Annotated in this window: 16 protein-coding genes; 13 read left to right on the forward strand and 3 right to left on the reverse strand. The window is 62.7% G+C overall.

What is annotated here, in order from left to right; all coding sequences use genetic code 11:
- Positions 1 to 57 precede the first annotated feature (57 nt).
- Positions 58 to 855 (forward strand): SDR family oxidoreductase, encoded by a 798-nt coding sequence (locus U5A89_RS04550; RefSeq protein ID WP_338159973.1) that lies wholly within the window; start codon positions 58 to 60, stop codon positions 853 to 855.
- 21 nt (positions 856 to 876) lie between these two features.
- Here the strand turns inward: U5A89_RS04550 and U5A89_RS04555 are convergent, their stop codons facing one another.
- From U5A89_RS04555 to U5A89_RS04565, 3 genes are all read right to left on the reverse strand, one after another.
- On the reverse strand, positions 877 to 1,731 hold the full coding sequence (locus U5A89_RS04555; RefSeq protein ID WP_338159974.1) for an SDR family NAD(P)-dependent oxidoreductase: 855 nt from the start codon (positions 1,729 to 1,731) through the stop codon (positions 877 to 879).
- A gap of 31 nt (positions 1,732 to 1,762) precedes the next feature.
- A complete protein-coding gene (locus U5A89_RS04560; RefSeq protein WP_338159975.1) occupies positions 1,763 to 2,557 on the reverse strand; it encodes an SDR family NAD(P)-dependent oxidoreductase in 795 nt (264 codons plus the stop codon).
- An 88-nt stretch (positions 2,558 to 2,645) separates the two neighbouring features.
- Positions 2,646 to 4,280, reverse strand: a complete 1,635-nt coding sequence (locus U5A89_RS04565; RefSeq protein ID WP_338159976.1) for a GMC family oxidoreductase — start codon at positions 4,278 to 4,280, stop codon at positions 2,646 to 2,648.
- A gap of 120 nt (positions 4,281 to 4,400) precedes the next feature.
- Between U5A89_RS04565 and U5A89_RS04570 the strand changes: the two genes are divergently transcribed.
- From U5A89_RS04570 to U5A89_RS04625, 12 genes are all read left to right on the forward strand, one after another.
- Positions 4,401 to 4,913 carry an SRPBCC domain-containing protein gene (locus U5A89_RS04570; protein ID WP_338159977.1) on the forward strand — a complete coding sequence of 171 codons (513 nt, stop codon included), beginning with the start codon at positions 4,401 to 4,403 and terminating at the stop codon, positions 4,911 to 4,913.
- Positions 4,914 to 5,034: 121 nt separating this feature from the next.
- Positions 5,035 to 5,943, forward strand: a complete 909-nt coding sequence (locus U5A89_RS04575) for a LysR substrate-binding domain-containing protein (protein WP_338159978.1) — start codon at positions 5,035 to 5,037, stop codon at positions 5,941 to 5,943.
- 134 nt (positions 5,944 to 6,077) lie between these two features.
- Positions 6,078 to 7,055: an NADPH:quinone oxidoreductase family protein gene (locus U5A89_RS04580; protein WP_338160166.1), complete on the forward strand. Its 978-nt coding sequence runs from the start codon at positions 6,078 to 6,080 to the stop codon at positions 7,053 to 7,055.
- Between the two features lie 16 nt (positions 7,056 to 7,071).
- Positions 7,072 to 9,156, forward strand: a complete 2,085-nt coding sequence (locus U5A89_RS04585) for a 3-hydroxyacyl-CoA dehydrogenase NAD-binding domain-containing protein (RefSeq protein ID WP_338159979.1) — start codon at positions 7,072 to 7,074, stop codon at positions 9,154 to 9,156.
- Complete coding sequence (locus tag U5A89_RS04590; protein WP_338159980.1) at positions 9,153 to 10,355, forward strand: acyl-CoA dehydrogenase family protein; 1,203 nt, start codon at positions 9,153 to 9,155, stop codon at positions 10,353 to 10,355. The genes U5A89_RS04585 and U5A89_RS04590 overlap by 4 nt, the downstream gene beginning before the upstream one ends.
- Complete coding sequence (locus U5A89_RS04595; protein WP_338159981.1) at positions 10,348 to 11,400, forward strand: phosphotransferase family protein; 1,053 nt, start codon at positions 10,348 to 10,350, stop codon at positions 11,398 to 11,400. Before U5A89_RS04590 ends, U5A89_RS04595 begins: the two co-directional genes overlap by 8 nt.
- Complete coding sequence (locus U5A89_RS04600) at positions 11,387 to 12,250, forward strand: TIM barrel protein (protein ID WP_338159982.1); 864 nt, start codon at positions 11,387 to 11,389, stop codon at positions 12,248 to 12,250. Before U5A89_RS04595 ends, U5A89_RS04600 begins: the two co-directional genes overlap by 14 nt.
- Positions 12,251 to 12,453: 203 nt before the next feature.
- A complete protein-coding gene (locus U5A89_RS04605; RefSeq protein WP_338159983.1) occupies positions 12,454 to 12,660 on the forward strand; it encodes a ferredoxin in 207 nt (68 codons plus the stop codon).
- Entirely contained in the window at positions 12,657 to 13,874 is a 1,218-nt protein-coding gene (locus U5A89_RS04610) for a cytochrome P450 (RefSeq protein ID WP_338159984.1), read from the forward strand. Before U5A89_RS04605 ends, U5A89_RS04610 begins: the two co-directional genes overlap by 4 nt.
- Before the next feature lie 251 nt (positions 13,875 to 14,125).
- Positions 14,126 to 16,081, forward strand: a complete 1,956-nt coding sequence (locus U5A89_RS04615; RefSeq protein WP_338159985.1) for an NAD(P)/FAD-dependent oxidoreductase — start codon at positions 14,126 to 14,128, stop codon at positions 16,079 to 16,081.
- A 209-nt stretch (positions 16,082 to 16,290) separates the two neighbouring features.
- On the forward strand, positions 16,291 to 17,265 hold the full coding sequence (locus U5A89_RS04620; RefSeq protein WP_338159986.1) for an NAD(P)H-dependent flavin oxidoreductase: 975 nt from the start codon (positions 16,291 to 16,293) through the stop codon (positions 17,263 to 17,265).
- Positions 17,266 to 17,270: 5 nt separating this feature from the next.
- On the forward strand, positions 17,271 to 18,149 hold the full coding sequence (locus U5A89_RS04625; protein ID WP_338159987.1) for a crotonase/enoyl-CoA hydratase family protein: 879 nt from the start codon (positions 17,271 to 17,273) through the stop codon (positions 18,147 to 18,149).
- The last annotated feature ends 35 nt before the right edge of the window (positions 18,150 to 18,184 follow it).

Consider the following 18,184-nt stretch of genomic DNA (forward strand, 5'->3'; position numbering starts at 1 on the left):
GATAGGGACAAATCAGCAAGCCAATGCGCTTGGCATCCAGCAGGAAAGGATAGGGGATTGGACGTAACGGGTCTGGGCAAGGTCGCCATAGTCACCGGCGGGACACGGGGCATCGGCGCGGCGATCGTGCGCCGCCTGCTGATGGAAGGCTATGTGGTGGCGACTTGCGGCCGCACGCCGCCGGAACAGCCGATCGAAATCGACGGGCGGACGGCTGCGTTCGATGCCTGCGATATTCGCGATCCCGCCGCCGTCGCGCTATGGATCGAAACGCTGGTCGCGCGTCACGGCCGTATCGATCTGGTCGTCAACAATGCCGGTGGCTCGCCCCAGGCGGATGCCGCCACCGCCAGCCCGCGCTTTTCCGAACGCATCCTGCAACTCAACCTGCTAGCGCCGCTTCATGTGGCGCAGGCCGCCTATCCGCACCTTAAGGTCGTGGGTGGCTCGATCGTCAATATCGCCAGCGTGTCTGGCGCGCGGCCGTCGCCCGACACCGCCATCTATGGCGCGGCCAAGGCCGGGCTGCTCAGCCTGACCACCAGCCTGGCGCAGGAATGGGGGCCGCACGTGCGGGTCAACGCCATCATCGTGGGCCTTATCGAAACGGAAACGGCAGAAATGACCTATGGCAGCGCGGCGGCGCAGGACCGTATCGCCGCGTCCCTGCCCCTGGGCCGCATGGGCAAGGGCAGCGACATCGCCGATGCCGTCACTTTCCTAGCCTCCCCCGCCGCCGCCTATATCAGCGGCGCGCGGCTGGAAGTGCATGGCGGCGGCGAGCGTCCGCTGTTCCTGGAAATCGTCAAGCAGGAAGCGGCAAGCTATAAATCAAACGGCGGTGGCGGGACATGACGCCCGCCACCGCCCAAAGGCTCAGGCGTCCAGCAACGCCCGGGTCTGCTCGTTGAGCGTAGGCGCGGCCTGTTCCTGGAAGAAGGCGATGCGCCCGGCCAACGATTGGTCGGTCATGTCCGGCTGGCTGGATATCCAGAATTTGCGCGCCGCCATTCCTTCGACGAAGGTCCGGCAACCTTCGTCCAGGTCCATGCCGTAATTGGCCATCATATGCGCCATTGTGGCGCGATGCGCGGCGGCGCTTTCCGGTTCGCCCTTGCCCGCTTCGGCGTCGAAGATGCTGGTCTTGAGCATGCCGGGGATGATCGAACAGACGTTGATCGGCGCCTTGGCGTGCTGCATCTCCAGATAAAGGCATTCGCTGAACGACTGGATGGCGTGCTTGCTCATGATATAGGCGGTCTGGGTCGGCATGATGCCGAAGGAGCCGATGGAGGCAAGATTGCCGATCCATGCTTCCTGTCCCACGCGCAACATGTGCGGCACGAATGCCCGCACGCCATGAACCACGCCATGGATGTTGACGTTCAGCGTCGTTTCCCAGCGCGCGGTGGGAATTTCCCAGACATAGCCGATCGTCTCGATCCCGGCATTGTTGACGAGCAGGCGGACCGACCCATGGCGGTCGAACACATCCTGCGCCAGGGCGTCCATCGCCTCGGGCTTCGACACATCGACCTGGATCGCCTCCGCCTTGCCGCCCGCCGCGACGATTTCCGCCGCCACCTTGTCCGCCTTGACCTTGTCGATGTCGGTGACGACGACGGTCATGCCGATCTGGCCGCAGCGACGGGCCAGCCCCATACCGATACCTGCCCCCGCCCCGGTGATGACGGCGACGCCGCCCGAAAAAACCGTCTCTTCTTCAGTCATATATTCTCTCCGCAATCGGGACGCAGGGTGATCAGATCGACGTCAGCGATGCTGGCGCGGCTGGCAGATAATGATGATAATAGCCCGTTCCCCAGCCGCCATCGACCGAAAGTTCAGCGCCGCAGACATAGCTGGCCTCGTCCGAGCAGAGGAACAGGCTGGCGGCGGCAATCTCTTCCGGCTCGCCGATGCGCTGGAGCGGCACCCGCTCATAGCCGACATTCATCGCCGCGCCTTCCAGCGCCTGCGGATTGCCCATGCTGGTATTGACGCCGCCGGGATGCACGCTGTTCACCCGCACGCCCTGATGGCCGAATTCCATCGCGGCGGACTTGGTCAACCCACGCACCGCCCATTTGGAGCTGCTGTAGAGCGACAGCGAATTGACGCCGCGCATCCCGTCCACCGACGAAATGTTGACGATCGCCCCGCGCCCGGCTGCACACATCACGCCGCCGACATGTTTGAGGCCCAGCATCGCGCCCTTGACATTGATCCCCAGCACCCGGTCGATCTGCTCGACGGTCAGGGTCGTGATCGGTCCGAAGGCGACGACGGCAGCATTGTTGACGAGGGCGTCGATCCGCCCATGGCGCGCCATGACCGCCTCCACCAATGCGGACCATCCGCCTTCGTCCGATACGTCGAGCCGCTGGAACATGGCGTCGCCGCCTAGCTCGGCGGCCAACCCCTTGCCCTCATCCTCCAGCAGGTCGGCGATGACAACCTTCGCGCCTTCCCGGGCGAACAGGCGCACCGTTGCTTCGCCCATGCCACGCGCGCCACCGGTGATGATGGCGACCTTGTCCTGCAACCGTCCGGTCATGTTACTTCCTTTTGCTATATTGAATGAAGGCTATGAACGCACCTTGCGGCATCGCCCCCTGACTATTCTGTATCGATATGCCGCGCGACTATGCGTTCAGGATCAGGTCGGTCGCCTTTTCCGCCACCATCATCGTGGGGACATTGGTGTTGCCGCCAGGCACCCGGGGCATGACCGATGCGTCCACGACCCGCAAAGCGGCGATGCCGCGCACCCGCAATTGCGGATCGACCACCGCCATCGGATCATGCCCCATGCGGCAGGTGCCGACGGCGTGGATATCCGACGTCGCGGTTTCGCGCAGATAGGCGTCCAGTTCGTCGTCCGACTGGATATGCGCGCCGGGCGCCAGTTCTTCACCGCGGAAGGGGTCGAAGGGGCTTTGCGCGAAGATGGTGCGCACCGCCCGGATCGCCGCCCGGCCCATCGCCATATCATTGCCGGTTGACAGGATATTGGGGTCGATGGACAGCGGCGCGGCCGGACCGGCCCCCGTCAGCTTGATTTCGCCTACGCTCTCCGGATTGAGCAGGTCGATATGGGCGAAATAGCCATGGTCCATGATCAGTTTACGCCCCATCGCTTCATAAAGCGCCATGGCGAAATGGACCTTCACGTCAGGACTGTCAGCGCCCGGCATGGTTTTGAGATAAGCGCCGATCTCGGCGGGCGGCTGCGCCAGCGGCCCTTTGCGGAACAGCAGGAAATTGGCGACCGCCTTGGCCGCGACCATCGGGTGGAACACGTTGAACAGCGACACCGGCTGGGTACAATATTGCTTCACGCTGATCGCCACATGGTCGCGATAATTTTGCCCCACGCCGGGCAGATGATGGACCAGCGGCACGCCGACCTCGCCCAGATGGTTACCGGGGCCGATGCCCGACTGCATCAATATGCCTGGCGAATGGATGGCGCCTGCGGACAGGATCACTTCGCGCGTCGCGTTGGCCTGTTCGACCTGCCCGCCACGCCGCCAAGCGACGCCAGTGGCGCGCCCGTCCTTGACGATGATCCGCTCGACATGGGCATTGGTGACCACGCGCAGATTGGGTCGCTTGCGTGCAGGTGTCAGATAGGCGCGCGCCGCGCTCCAACGCCGCCCGGCCGATGCGGTGACGTCGGCAGGCACCACGCCTTCGCGCGTCGATCCGCTGGGATCGTCATTATATGGGATGCCAGCGGCCATGGCGGCATCGCGAAAGGCCTTAGCCAGCGGATTGGTGATGCCGGGCCGGGTCACCAGCACCGGACCGCCGCGCCCATGATAGGCTTCCTCGCCGCCCGGCTGAAAATCCTCCAGCTTCTTGAAATAGGGCAGGACGTCGTCATAGCTCCACCCCTCATTCCCCAACTGCCGCCAGCCGTCATAGTCGGCGGCGGTGCCGCGATCATAGACCATGCCGTTGATCGAAGAGGATCCGCCCAGCACCTTGCCGCGCGGCGTGTACATCTGCCGCCCCTGCGCATGGGCTTGGGGCACGCTGACATGCATCCACTGGAACATCCCGCGATACATGATCGGCAGCAGCCCGCCGGGCGCATGAATGAAGATGCTCCTGTCCTTGCCGCCCGCTTCGATCAGCAGCACCCGGTTGCGGGAATCTTCCGACAATCGGCCCGCCATGACGCATCCGGCCGATCCGCCGCCGATGATGATGAAGTCGAAACTGTCCGCCATTATCTCTCCCGGCAGCGCCTGTGCGACCGCTTTTGTGCGCACTGAATCATCCAACAGGGTACGCAGGTCAAGACGCTTGAACGATTTTCATGCGAATAAGGCGTGATCTTCGATAGATTTTCCTTATCCTCTTCGGGGACAAGAATTGTTGAGGAGAAGCCGATGTCCGTCGAAAGCCCAGTGGCCGCGCGCCACGATCCGTTCGCACTCTATGATCCTGCCATATTGGTCGCGTCCGATCCAATCGAGATCGACGCGCCAGCTATGGTCGTCTGGAATATCCTGACCGATATGCCGCGTTATGGCGAATGGAACCCCTTTTGCGTCTGGGCGCAATCGACGCTCGAAATGGGCGCGCCGGTCTATATGCGGCTGGTCAACTATGCCAATCCGGGCGCGCTGGCGCCCAATTGCGAATATGTCTGCGCGTTTGAGCCGGGGCGGCTCTTGTCCTGGGAACTGCCGGACAGCGAAGCCTGGCCCTATCCCGCCCGGCGCGACCAGATGATCGAGGAACTGGGGCCGGAAAAATGCCGCTACCAGTCGACCGACGCTTTTACCGGACCCAATGGCATCCATGTCATGCGCTTTTGCGGCCCCTGGGTAACGCGCGCGTTCAATGATTCGGCCAAGGCGCTCAAGGCGCGCGCAGAGGCCATGCACCGGGGCGAGTGAGCGATGGGGCAGGCGCCGACGATCCGATCGCGGTGCCTGTCTCGCCTGCCAGACTTCCCGAACCCGCCTTTTTCGGCCGTCTGGACATCGCACCTGCCTGAACAGCGCGCAAGGAGGATGGGTGAGGGTCACATTACGCCAGATCGCCGTGTTCGAAGCGGTGGCACGCATCGGCAGCATTGCCGGGGCGGCCGACGACATCAACCTCAGCCCGTCGGCGACCAGCATGTCGCTCAAGGATCTGGAAACCCATCTGGGCGTCCAGCTTTTTGCCCGATCGGGTCGCCGGATGCTCTTGTCCGATCAGGGGCGGCCGATGCTGGAAATGGCGCGCGCCATATTGGTGCAGGTTCAGGATATGGAGGCGCTGTCGCTGCCGGAGGAAGTGCGCGGGCGACTGCGCATCGGCGCGGTCGCGCCGGTGGGCAATTACGTCCTCCCGGACCTGTGCGCCGCCTTCATGCACCGCCACCCCGGCGTGCGGATCGAAATGCGGATCATGCCCTCGCACGATGTGATGGAGGGGGTCCGCAACATGGCGCTCGACATCGGTTTTGTCAGCGCACCAGTAAATTCCAGCTATTTGAACGCGCAGCCCTGGCGTCGCGATCGGCTCGTCATCTGCGTAGCGCCGGGCCACCGTCTGGCGGGCGCGGGCGCCGTACCCCTCGCCGATTTGGCGGGAGAGGCATGGGTGCTGGAAAAGACATTATCCAGCGAACGCATCGCTTTCACGGTCGAAGCTCTCAAATATTTCAACTCGATGAATGTCGCGCTGGAGGCCGACAGTGTCGAGGCGATCAAGCGGATCGTGCGCCAGAGCGACATGCTCGCCTGCCTGTCGCGCCTGACGGTGGAGGAGGACGTGTCGCGCGGCGAACTGGTGGCCCTGGATGTCCCGGAACTGCGCTTCACCCATATCCTCAGTCTGGTCAGCCGCCGTGACACGCCAATGCCCCAGGCCTGTCGCGCGTTCCACGACTTTGCCCGGCGCTCGGTCGAGCAGAACGACAGGCAGGACAGGGTCTGAACCGACCAAGATCCGGCCGATGCATCAGTTTTACTGAGCATCGGCATCCGAAATTCGAAATGGTAGCATGACTCGCCAGCGCCTAATCAGGCGGGGCGGCCCCGGCCGCAGCGGCGGAGAGTGATGTGAAAGCTATGATATGCGGCGCGTTCGCGCCGGTGGATGCATTATATCTGGGCGATTTTCCAGCGCCGCAAGCGGGGCCGGGCGAGGTCGTGATCGATGTCGTGGCCGCGGGCGTCAACTATCCCGACGTCCTGATTGTCCAAGGCAAATATCAGACCAAGCCGCCGCTCCCCTTCGTTCCGGGCAGCGAGGCGTCAGGCCATATTGCCGCGCTGGGTGACGGGGTGGAAGGCTTTGCAGTGGGCGACCGGGTCATCGCCTTCACCGGAAGCGGCGCCTTTGCCCGCCAGGTTCAGGTGCCAGCGACGCAGGTCTGGCCGGTGCCCGATGGCGTCGATCTGGAGATCGCAGCGGGCATCGCCATCACCTATGGCACATCCTATCATGCGCTCAAGGACCGGGCGGCGCTGCAACCGGGCGAAACGCTGCTGGTGCTGGGCGCGGGTGGCGGCGTCGGCCTGACCGCCGTGGAACTGGGCAAGCATATGGGCGCGCGCGTCATCGCTGCCGCCTCCAGCCCGGAAAAACTGGCGCTCGCGCAGGCGCAGGGTGCCGACGAACTGATCGATTATGCGCGCGATGATCTGCGCGAACGGATCAAGGCGCTGACCGGCGGCAAAGGCGTCGATGTCGTCTATGATCCGGTCGGCGGGCCGACCAGCATCCTGGGCGTCCGCTCGCTTGCATGGGGCGGGCGGCATCTGGTCGTCGGCTTTGCAGGCGGGGAGATACCCGCCATCCCCGCCAACCTCCTGCTGCTCAAGAGCGCCGCGGCGCTCGGCATACTCTGGGGCAACAGCGTGCGCGCCGACCCGGTCCGTCAGGGCGCCAATATGCGGCAGATACTCGACTGGCTGGCGCAGGGTGCGCTCAAGCCGGTCATCGACGCCCGCTTCACCCTGTCCGACACGGTGGCCGCGCTCCAGCATCTCGAACGGCGCAAGGTGAAGGGCAAAGTGCTGCTCACCCTCGGCCGCGAATCCTGAACAGGGAAAGATCAGCATGTCCGATACAGTCAGCTTCCACGTCCACGGCGCGATCGCCGAAGCGGTAATCGACAATCCACCGGTCAACGCGACCTCCGCCAGCGTGCGCCAAGGCCTTGCCGAAGCGATCCGGCGGACCGAGACAGACCCGCAAATCGCCGCCCTTGTCATTCGTTGCGAGAACGAAACATTTATCGCCGGGGCCGACATCAAGGAATTTGGCCAGCCGATGGCCGAACCGCTTCTCCCCGCCGTCATCGCGCAGATGGACGCCGCGACCAAGCCGATCGTCGCGGCGCTCCACGGTACGGTGCTGGGCGGCGGGTTCGAAGTGGCGCTGGCCTGCCATTATCGTATCGCCGTGCCGGACGCGATGTTCGGCTTTCCGGAGGTCAAGCTCGGCATCGTGCCGGGTGCCGGGGGCACCCAGCGCACGCCGCGTCTGGCGGGCCTGGAGACCGCGATCCGGCTGACGACGCAGGGCGGCCGGATCGATGCTGGCGAAGCGCTGGCCCATGGCCTGATCGACGCGATCGCGGACAGCGGCGACCTTCCTGCCGCTGCGCGCGCCTATGCGGAAAAACTGGTGGCGGAGGGTAAAGGGCCGCGCAGCGCTGGCGCTTTGCCGATGCCCGCGGACGATCCCGACTTGTTCGCACAACTGTCCAACTCGCTGTCCAAAAAAATGCGCGGGCAGACGGCACCGTTGAAAATCCTGGAAGCGATCCGGCTGGGTTACACGCTGGATTTCGACACGGCGCTGGCACGCGAACTGGATTTGTGCCGCGAAAGCATCGCCGGACCGCAGTCGAAAGCGCTGCGCCACATATTCGCCGCTGAACGCGCCGTCGCCCGCATCCCCGGCCTGCCTGCCGATATGCCCGTACGTCCGGTCGATCGCGTCGGCGTCATCGGCCTGGGTGTCATGGGGCGCGGGATCGTCATGGCGGTCGCGAGCGCGGGCCTCCCCGTCATCGCGATCGGCCTCGATCAAACTCACATCGATGCCGCGATGAAAGCGATCGGCAAGCTATGGTCTGCTTCCGTCGCCAAGGGTAGCCTGACCCAGGCGGCGATGGACAAGCGCCTGGCGCTCATCACCACCAGCGACGACCCGCGCGACCTCATCACCACCCAGTTGGTCATAGAGGCGGTGACGGAGGAGTTGGACACCAAGAAGGATGTATTCGCCACGCTGGGTCGGGTGACTCAACCCGGCACGATCCTCGCCTCCAACACCAGCTTCCTCGACATCGACGCGCTGGCCGAGGCGTCGGGGCGGCCGGAGGATGTGTGCGGGATGCATTTCTTCAACCCCGCTCATGTCATGCGCCTGCTGGAAGATGTCCGCGCGGCCAGGACAGAGCCGGATGTCGTCGCGACGATTATGGGACTGGGCAAGCGGATCGGGAAACTGCCTGTGCTGTCGGGCGTATGCGATGGCTTCATCGTCAACCGGATGCTGTCCAAACGTTCGCGCGAAGCCTTTTTCCTGGTGGAAGAAGGCGCCAGCCCTGCGGCGATCGATGCGATAGTGTTTGGCTTCGGCTTTCCGATGGGGCCGTTCGCGCTGGGCGATCTGGCGGGGCTGGACGTGCAGGCCGCCGCGCGCAAGGCCCGCGCCGCCAAAGCCACTGACCGCGAACGGCGTGCCGATTTCGTCGAACAGATGGTGGCGCAGGGGCGGCTCGGGCAAAAGACGGGATCGGGCTGGTATCTCTATGACGAGAAGCGCAAGGCCAGCCCCAATCCGCAGACCGACGCGATGATCGCCGCTCACGCCGATCGTCATGGCCTCACGCTGCGCGACGTTGGCGAGAAGGAGATCGAGGCGCGACTGCTCTACGCGATGGTCAATGAAGGCGCGAAGCTGCTGGGCGAAGGCGTTGCCGCTCGTCCGCAGGAAATCGACGTGGCGATGGTCAACGGGCTGGGCTGGCCTGGCTATACGGGCGGCCCGATGTTCTGGGCCGACCAGATCGGCCTCGACACGCTATTGGCGACGATCGAACGCTTCCGCGCCGAGCAGGGCGACGCCTATTGGACGCCTGCGCCCTTGCTCGTCCAATATGTGGCCGAGGGGCGGGGGTTCTACCCATGAGCTACGATCCCAATGCAAGGACCGCCGATCTGTTGGTCCGGCTGCGCACCTTCATGGACGCGCATGTCTATCCCAACGAAAAACTCTATTATGAGGAGGTCGCGACCGGCGACCGCTGGGCGCATGTCACGCTGATCGATCGTTTGAAGCCGCTGGCGAAGGCGGCTGGGCTGTGGAACCTGTTCCTGCCGCAAAGCGGCCATGGCGCAGGCTTGTCCAACCTTGAATATGCGCCGCTGTGCGAAGAGATGGGCCGGGTCCACTGGTGCCCGGCGGTGTTCAATTGCGCTGCGCCCGACACTGGCAATATGGAAACGCTGGAACGCTTCGGCACCGATGCGCATAAGGAGCGCTGGCTGAAGCCGATGCTGGCGGGTGACATGCGCTCCGCCTTCGCCATGACCGAACCGGCGGTCGCCTCTTCCGACGCGACCAATATCGAAAGCTCCATCGTCCGCGACGGCGATGATTATGTCGTTAACGGCCGCAAATGGTGGATATCGGGTATGGGCGAAGCGGACTGCGCGCTCTTGATTTTCATAGGCAAGACCGATCCCCATGCGGCCAAGCACCAGCAGCAATCGATGATCCTGATCCCGCGCGACACGCCCGGCATCACCGTACTGCGGCCGATGAGCATTTTTGGCTATGATGACGCGCCCCACGGCCATATGGAAATAGCGTTCGAGAATGTCCGCGTGCCCGCGACCAACATGCTACTGGGTGAAGGACGCGGGTTCGAAATCGCGCAGGCGCGCCTGGGGCCGGGACGCATCCATCATTGTATGCGGATGATCGGTATGGCCGAACGCGCGCTCGAAGCCATGTGTCGGCGGGTGAAATCCCGCGTCGCCTTCGGCAAGCCGCTGGCCGAACAGGGCGTCATCGTCGAACGCATCGCCAATAGCCGCATCCTGATCGATCAGGCGCGGCTGCTGACGCTTCATGCCGCGCATCGCATGGACATGGTCGGCAACAAGGGCGCGAAGGCGGAAATCGCGATGATCAAGGTCGCCGCACCCAATATGGCCTGCCAGGTGATCGACTGGGCGATGCAGGCCCATGGCGCGGCGGGGGTCAGCCAGGATTTCTTCCTCGCCAGCTATTATGCCCATGCCCGCAAGATCCGCTTCGCGGACGGACCGGACGAGGTGCACCGCCATCAGCTTGGCCGCCTGGAATTGGCGAAATATGACTGAGGCGGGGGCCGCCCGCACGCTCGATATGGCGCGGCTGGTCCCGTGGTTGTGGGATCATGTGCCGGGCGCACATGGTATGATCGGCGCGCGGAAATTCGAAGGGGGCCAGTCGAACCCCACCTATCTGCTGTCGGTCGATGGCGTCGATCGCTTCGTGCTGCGTCGGAAGCCCGACGGTATGTTGTTGCCGTCCGCCCATGCCATCGAACGCGAATATCGTGTGACCGCTGCCCTCCAGCATACGGCTGTGCCGGTCGCCCGTCCGATCGCGCTGTGCGCAGATAGCGATATCGTCGGCACGCCATTCTTCGTGATGGACTATGCAAAGGGCCGCAACTTCTGGGACGCGCGCCTGCCCGATCTGTCGCCTGTCGAACGCGGCGCCATCTATGACGAGATGAACCGGGTACTGGCCGCACTCCATGCCATCGATCCGACAGCGGTCGGCCTGTCCGATTATGGGCGCCCCGGCCATTATTTCGCCCGGCAGGTCGCGCGCTGGACGCAACAATATCGTGCCACCGAAACCCGGCGGATCGATGCAATGGAGCGGCTGATCGCGTGGCTGCCCGCCCATGATCCGGGGATGGAGGCGAGCCGGATCGTCCATGGCGATTTCCGCAACGACAATATGATCTTCGCTGACGATGGCCCGCGCATCCTCGCCGTGCTTGATTGGGAACTTTCGACACTTGGCCACCCGCTAGCCGATCTGGCCCAACATATGATGGCGTGGCGTGTGCCTAGCGAGGGCTATCGCGGCCTGTCCGATGCCAGTCTCCCTGCGCTCGGCATTCCTACCGAGGCGGAGTATCTGCGCCGCTATGGCGATCGCAGCGGCTTGGGCGTTATCGATCCCGACCATTGGCGCTATGCGCTCGTCTTCGCGATGTTCCGCAATGCCGGGATCCGGCAAGGCGTCTATCGCCGCGCGCTCGACGGCAATGCGTCGAGCGAAGCGGCGGCCAGCCACGGCGCGCGCGCGGAAGAGATTGCCGACCTCGCCTGGCGCATAGCCGATGGAGAAGCAGATGCCAGCTTGTGAAAGCGCGCGCGCCGTCCCGACCATGCGCCTTGGCGGTCATCTGGGGTTGCGCAGCCCGGACCGGCCGCTGCTCGCCCATCTGGGCCGGTCGGTCGATCCGCTTGATCAGATCGATGCGCTGGCCGATCATGGTTTTGCAGGCGTGCAGGATCTGTTCCTGAAACTGCGTCCGCCAGAACAGCAGGCGGCCATGGCCGACCATATGGCGCGCAGAGGGCTGCTGCTATCCAGCTTCGGCGGCGATCCGATGCACTGGAACCAACCGCTCTGGAGCGCCGGGGACGAAGCGGGGCGGGACGCCCTGCGCGCCAGCATTGCGCTCAGTTGCGCTCTCGCCACGCGCTTCGGCGGGGCAGGCGCAGTATGTGTTGCGGGCGACGACCCGGCCCGGTCCCGGCCCGAACAGATTGAGGCGATGATTGAGAACCTCAAGCGCCATGCCGATGTCGCGGCCCGTGTGGGCCTTACCCTGCTGGTCGAACCGATCGCGCCGGACCGCATCGCCGGGCTTCTGCTGGACCGGTTGGAAGATGCGATGGATATGGTGCGCGCCGTCGCCATGCCGTCGGTGCGGTTGCTGTTCGATATCGGCCATGTCGCCATGATGGGTCATGCCGTGCCATCTGCGCTAAACGCCTGTCGCGACATGATCGGGCTGATCCAGCTGGCCGACATACCTGGTCGCGTGGATCCGGGGCTGGGGCAGCTCGACTGGTCGGCGATCCTGCGACAGATTGCAGACCAGCGCTATCGCGGCATTATCGAACTGGAATATGAACCGACCGATCCCACCGCAGCGGGCGAGGCGCAGATGCTGGCACGCCTGACCCGGTTGATCGGGGCCGCCTGATGCCGACCACGTCCTGATCCTCATCTTCCGATCTCCCTGTCCAATTCTGCGCAAACGACATCGTCACGACCCGCAAAGGTCGGCTCATCGCCGCATCAATGTCCTAAATAGCTCTGCATGGCCGAATGAGCGCCTATGTCGCCATGGGCGCTCATTGGGTGTGCTGGTAAAAAGGCGCCAACGAAGAAACGGAGAGCGTGTCTATGAGAGTGGTTGCTAATCTCAACGTCTGTCAGGGCCATGCGCGCTGCGAAGACCTATGCCCCGAAGTCTTTTCCACCGATGCCATCGAGGGCAAAGTCGTCATCGAACAGCCGGAATTTCCGCCTGAATTGGAAGATAAAGTAAGGCTTGCCGTCCGGAACTGTCCCGAAGGCGCGCTGCGCATCGCCAAGGGGGTGAAAGCATGACGCTGCAATGGCAACCGTCCCCACCCGACCATGTGCCTGCCGAATTGATGGTGGATTTCGACTTCTTCAACATACCTGACGGGGTAACCGACCCTGTCCAGATCTGGCATGGCCTGATCCGTCAGGGCGTGCCGCCGATCTTCTACACGCCGCATAATGGCGGCCATTGGGTCTTCCTGAAATATGACGATATCGTGGAGGGCTATCGCAACCACGGCATCTTCTCGACCCATCAGACGCCCATCCCGCCGATCGAGCCGTTCCCGGTGGTCCAGCCACAGGGCGTCGATCCGCCGGAACATAATATATTCCGGATGCTGCTCGCGCCCATGTTCACGCCGCTAGCCGTGCGCCGCATGACCGAAGGACTGCAGCATCGCGCGGAACGCATGATCGCCGCCTTCGCCGACAAGGGGCATTGCGATTTCATAGAAGATTATGCGTCGAAATTCCCGACCAGCACCTTCCTTGAACTGTTCGGCCTGCCCGAAGAGCGATTGCCCGAATTTCTGGAACTGGCGCACGTCTTTTTCCGCAGCACCGATCCGGCCGAACGGGCGCAGAACCTGAACGACATCTATGCCGTGCTGGAAGAATTGTTTCGGGAAAAGGAACGCAATCCGGGAACCGACATCGCGTCGACCATCGTCGCCGCGCGCGACGCCAACGGCAATCAGCATCCGTGGAAGGACATCCTCAATTGCGGCTTCCTGCTGTTCGTCGCTGGGCTGGACACGGTTACGAACACCATGACCTATGTCTGGCGCTATCTGGCGACCACGCCCGAAGCACGAGCGCATTTCCGCGCGAAGCTCGATGACCCGTCCGGCTTCCTGATCGCGTTGGAAGAACTGATGCGGATCAATGCGGTGTCGAACCTCTATCGCCGGGTTACGCATGACTGCGAATATAAGGGGATCACATTCCGCAAAAATGATCGCGTCATCCTGCCCAATACAGTCGCCAATCGCGATCCATCGGTTTTTGAAAATCCGCAGAGCATCGACCTTGATCGTAAGGTCAACAATCACGTCACCTTCGGCGTCGGGCCGCATCGCTGCATTGGTTCCCATCTCGCCAAGCGTGAGATCATGATTTCGATGCAAGAATGGCTACGCCGGATTCCTGACTTCGAACTGGACGAAGATCAGGAGGAGGGATCGGTCTTCGGCGGGTCAGTGATGGGCTTCACTTCCCTCAAATTACGGTGGTGATGGCATAAGGCATGGGTGGAGGATGCAGATGCGCCTTCCACCCTTCACCATGCGGCGGAGCGATGGAGACGAGAAGCGACGTGATTTTCCATTCCTGCGCATAGCGTGAACAGAAAGACTTCTTGACAATAATTTGCAAAGCAAGTGAATGCTTACTTCACGCATCGGGCTAGGCCGGTTCGGCGGGGGAAACCGCTGCCCGGCTCTTGCCGTGTGCAAGCTAAAGAATGAAAAAGTTGAGGAGTATGGACATGGCAACCCACTATGCAGAGCGCGCCGCTGACGGGGACCGCGCCGATCTGAAGGCGCGCCTGTTGCCGCTGGACGACACGCCCGAACTGCGCCAGGCGCTGGAGCAGGGTGAGCCGCATACGTTGCTGATGACCTATGTGCATCTGAGCCGCGATGAAGCGATGCTCGATGCGTTCGCGCCGCATTTCAAGTCGCCCTATGCCTATCCGCCAGAAGCGATCCCGGCCGATTTGCTGGAGGCATTGCGTACGAAGCTGCTGCACGTTCTGGTAACGCCGGGCGCAGCCAGTCAGGGCGAACCGTCCGATGCGCTGATGCACCGCATGATGACGGTAGGGCTGGCCGAAGAGGTGGAGCCGGAGTTCCTGCCCCTGCTGTTCGACCAGATCGGCTTTCGTCCCGAACAGCCGCGCCGGGAACAGGCCGATCGCAAGCCTGCCAATCCCGATTTCAAGGTGTTGGTGATCGGCGCGGGCATGACTGGCCTGGCTGCCGGGGTGAAGCTGGAAGAGGCCGGGTACGACTGGCTCATCATCGAAAAGAATGAGCAGGTCGGCGGCACCTGGTGGGAAAATCGCTACCCTGGCGTCGGCGTTGATACGCCCAGCCATTTCTATTCCTTCTCCTTCGCGCTTAACCCGGAATGGAATAATTACCATCCGCAGGGCACCGATATGTTCGCCTATCTCAAGCGGGTGGCGGATGATTATGCATTGGGCGGGCGCATCCGCTTCAATTCCCGGGTTGAAAAGCTGATATGGGATGAAGACGCTGCCGTCTGGAACGTCACGATACGCAAGAGCGACGGCAGCCAGGACGTGATCCGCGCCAATGCCGTCATCAACGGGCATGGTCCGGTCAATCGTTTGAAATGGCCGAGCCTGGAAGGGCTGGAAAGTTTCCAGGGCATCCGCCAGCACACCGCGACCTGGGACACGTCTCTCGATCTCAAGGGCAAGCGGGTCGGCGTTATCGGAACGGGCGCCAGCGCCGCCCAGTTCATTCCCGCCGTCGCCGACGATGTGGAAGAACTCCATGTTTTCCAGCGCAGCCGCCATTGGGTGATCCCGACGCCGACCGGCGAAGACCTGGTCAGCGACGGCGTGAAATTCGCCATGCGCCATATCCCCCATTATCTGGAATGGTATCGTTTCCGCATCTACTGGTATGCGGCCGACGGCCTTTATCCCAATGTGTTGCTCGATCCTGAGTGGCCCAAGGATTCGCCCTCGGTGTCCGCCGTCAACGAAGCGATGCGCCAGTTTTCCATCGGCTATCTGGAAAAGACCTTCGCCGATCGCCCGGATCTCAAAGAAAAGCTGACACCGGGTTTCCCGATCTTTTCCAAACGGATCATTCTGGACCGCGGAACCTATTTCTCCTCCTATCTCAAACCCCATGTCCATCTGGAGCAGGAGGGGATCGAGCGGGTTACACCCAAGGGGCTTCTGCTCAAGGACGGGCGAGAGATTGAACTGGACGTTCTGGTATGCGCGACCGGCTTCGATGTCGCCAACATGATGGGCCAGCTCGAAATCGTTGGCGTCGGTGGCAAGCGGTTGCGCGACGAATGGGGCACGGAAGATCCGCGTGCCTATTTCGGTATGTTGGTTCCGGGCTTCCCCAATTACTTCCACACCGTCGGCCCGAACAGCGCACCCAATCACGCCGCCGGCCAGAACCTCATTTCCGAATGCCAGGTCAACTACGCTATCGAATGCCTCGACTGGATCAACGAGCGGGACAAGGCAGCGATACAACCGACCGTCGCGGCATTCGACGCCTGGCAGGACAAGGTGGAAAACCAGATGGTCAATATGATCTGGAGCCACCCAAGAGCATTCAGCTATTATAATAATAGCAAAAAGCGTAATTTCTTGTCCTGGCCATGGCGTCTGGTGGATTTCTGGAACGAATGCCGTGGTCCCAGGCATGGCGACTTTGAACTGACATAAGTTCGGACGGCGCCCCGCCCTCATGTAACGCGCCGTCTTAGTATCTTGCAAATAGCGGGTTGAGGGGAGAGGTTGCCCCTCGCCCTGTCTATTCGTAGACGATAGCGGAAATGGCTACGAAAAGACCGATTGTGCTGGGGTGGCCAATAGTTGCCGATGGATCGGCGCAGGCAGTCACGGTGTGACACCCGGAACACGGCAGGAGCATCATGAAAACGCGAATTACTGAGATTACCGGTACGCGCTATCCTATCATCCAGGGCGGTATGCAGTGGGTTGGGCGCGCCGAACTGGCGTCGGCCGTATCCAACGGGGGTGGCCTTGGCATATTGACGGCGCTGACTCAGCCAACGCCCGAAGCGCTTGCTGCTGAAATCGCCCGGTGCCGGACGATGACCGACAAGCCGTTCGGCGTGAACCTCACTATCCTGCCCACCGCTCAACCCGTTCCTTATGACGCCTATGTCGAAGTGATCGCGGAATCCGGGGTTGGTGTGGTCGAGACGGCAGGGCGCAGCCCGGCGGAATTTATCGCCCGCTTCAAGCAGGCGGGCGTGAAGATCATCCATAAATGCACCGCAGTGCGCCATGCGCTGTCTGCGCAGCGCGCGGGCGTCGATGCGGTGTCGATCGATGGTTTCGAAGCGGCCGGCCATCCGGGGGAAGATGATATCCCCGGTCTGGTGTTGATCCCCGCCGCCGCGCAGGCGCTCGATATCCCAATTCTTGCTGCGGGCGGCATGGCGACCGGTCGCAGTATGGCGGCCGCGCTGGCGCTGGGCGCCGAAGGCATCACCATGGGCACGCGCTTCATGCTGACAGCCGAGGCGCCGATCCATGACGCCATCAAGCAGGCCGTCCTGCAGGGAAGCGAGCGCGACACGACCCTGATTTTCCGAACCTTACGCAACACTGCGCGTGTATTCCGCAATGCGGTTTCGGAAGAAGTCAACGTCAAGGAACGCGAGCCTGACGCCACATTCGAACATATCAAGGCGCTGGTCGCGGGGGCGCGCGGCCGCGCCGCACTGGAAACCGGCGATATAGACGGCGGGTTGGTGTGGGCGGGCCTTAGCATCGGCCTTATGCACGACATCCCGACATGCGCTGACCTGATCGAGCGCATCGTCGTGGAATGCCGCGAAACCCTGGCGCGCGCCACGAGACTGTCGAGCGAAGGATAAGGCCCATGGACTATCGCACGATCCGCTATGAGGTCGAGGATGACGGCCTGCTGTTGCTGACGCTCGACCGCCCCGACGCGCTTAACGCTTTCACGGTCGAGATGTGCGAAGAACTGATCCACGCCTATCGGCGCGCCAGCCGGGATGATGATGTTCGGGTGATCGTCGTGACCGGTGAAGGTCGCGCCTTTTGCGCGGGCATGGACCTGTCGGTCGGTGGCAATGTCTTTGGCCTTGATGAAAGCCAGTCGCCCAGCATGGACGATCTGCGGGAGCGAGGCGACGATCCGGCGATCCTGAACGGCGTGCGCGATACGGGCGGGCGCGTTGCGCTCGCCACATATGATTGCCTCAAGCCAGTGATAGGCGCGATCAATGGCGCGGCGGTCGGTATCGGCTCCACCATGTTGCTGCCGATGGACTTTCGCTTCGCGTCGGAAAAGGCGCGCTTCGGGTTCGTCTTCGGGCGACTTGGCATCACCATGGAAGCCTGTTCTTCCTTCTTCCTGCCGCGCATCGTCGGCGTCGAACAGGCCATGCTATGGGCCTATCGAGCCGATATTTTCGACGCCGCCGAAGCGCTGGATAAAGGCCTGGTGCGTGCGGTCTTTCCCCCGGAAACGTTGTTGGAGGAGACCAGAGCCTTTGCCCGGTCGCTGGTCAGGGATCGTTCCCCGGTGTCGATCGCACTGATGCGTCAGATGCTTAATCGCAACAGCGCCAGCCCCTATGAAGCGCATCTGACCGAGTCCCTGGCGATGTTCTACACCAGCCAGGCGGACGGGCGCGAGGGGGTGAAGGCCTTCAATGAAAAACGCCCGGCCCGCTTCAATGGCAAAGCCTCAGACATGCCGCCCTTTTTCCCGTGGTGGGACGGCCAGTAACCAGAGTAGGAGAGACGAGAATGCTGACGGTCGAA

Source organism: Sphingobium sp. HWE2-09, from assembly GCF_035989265.1.
Lineage (GTDB): Bacteria > Pseudomonadota > Alphaproteobacteria > Sphingomonadales > Sphingomonadaceae > Sphingobium.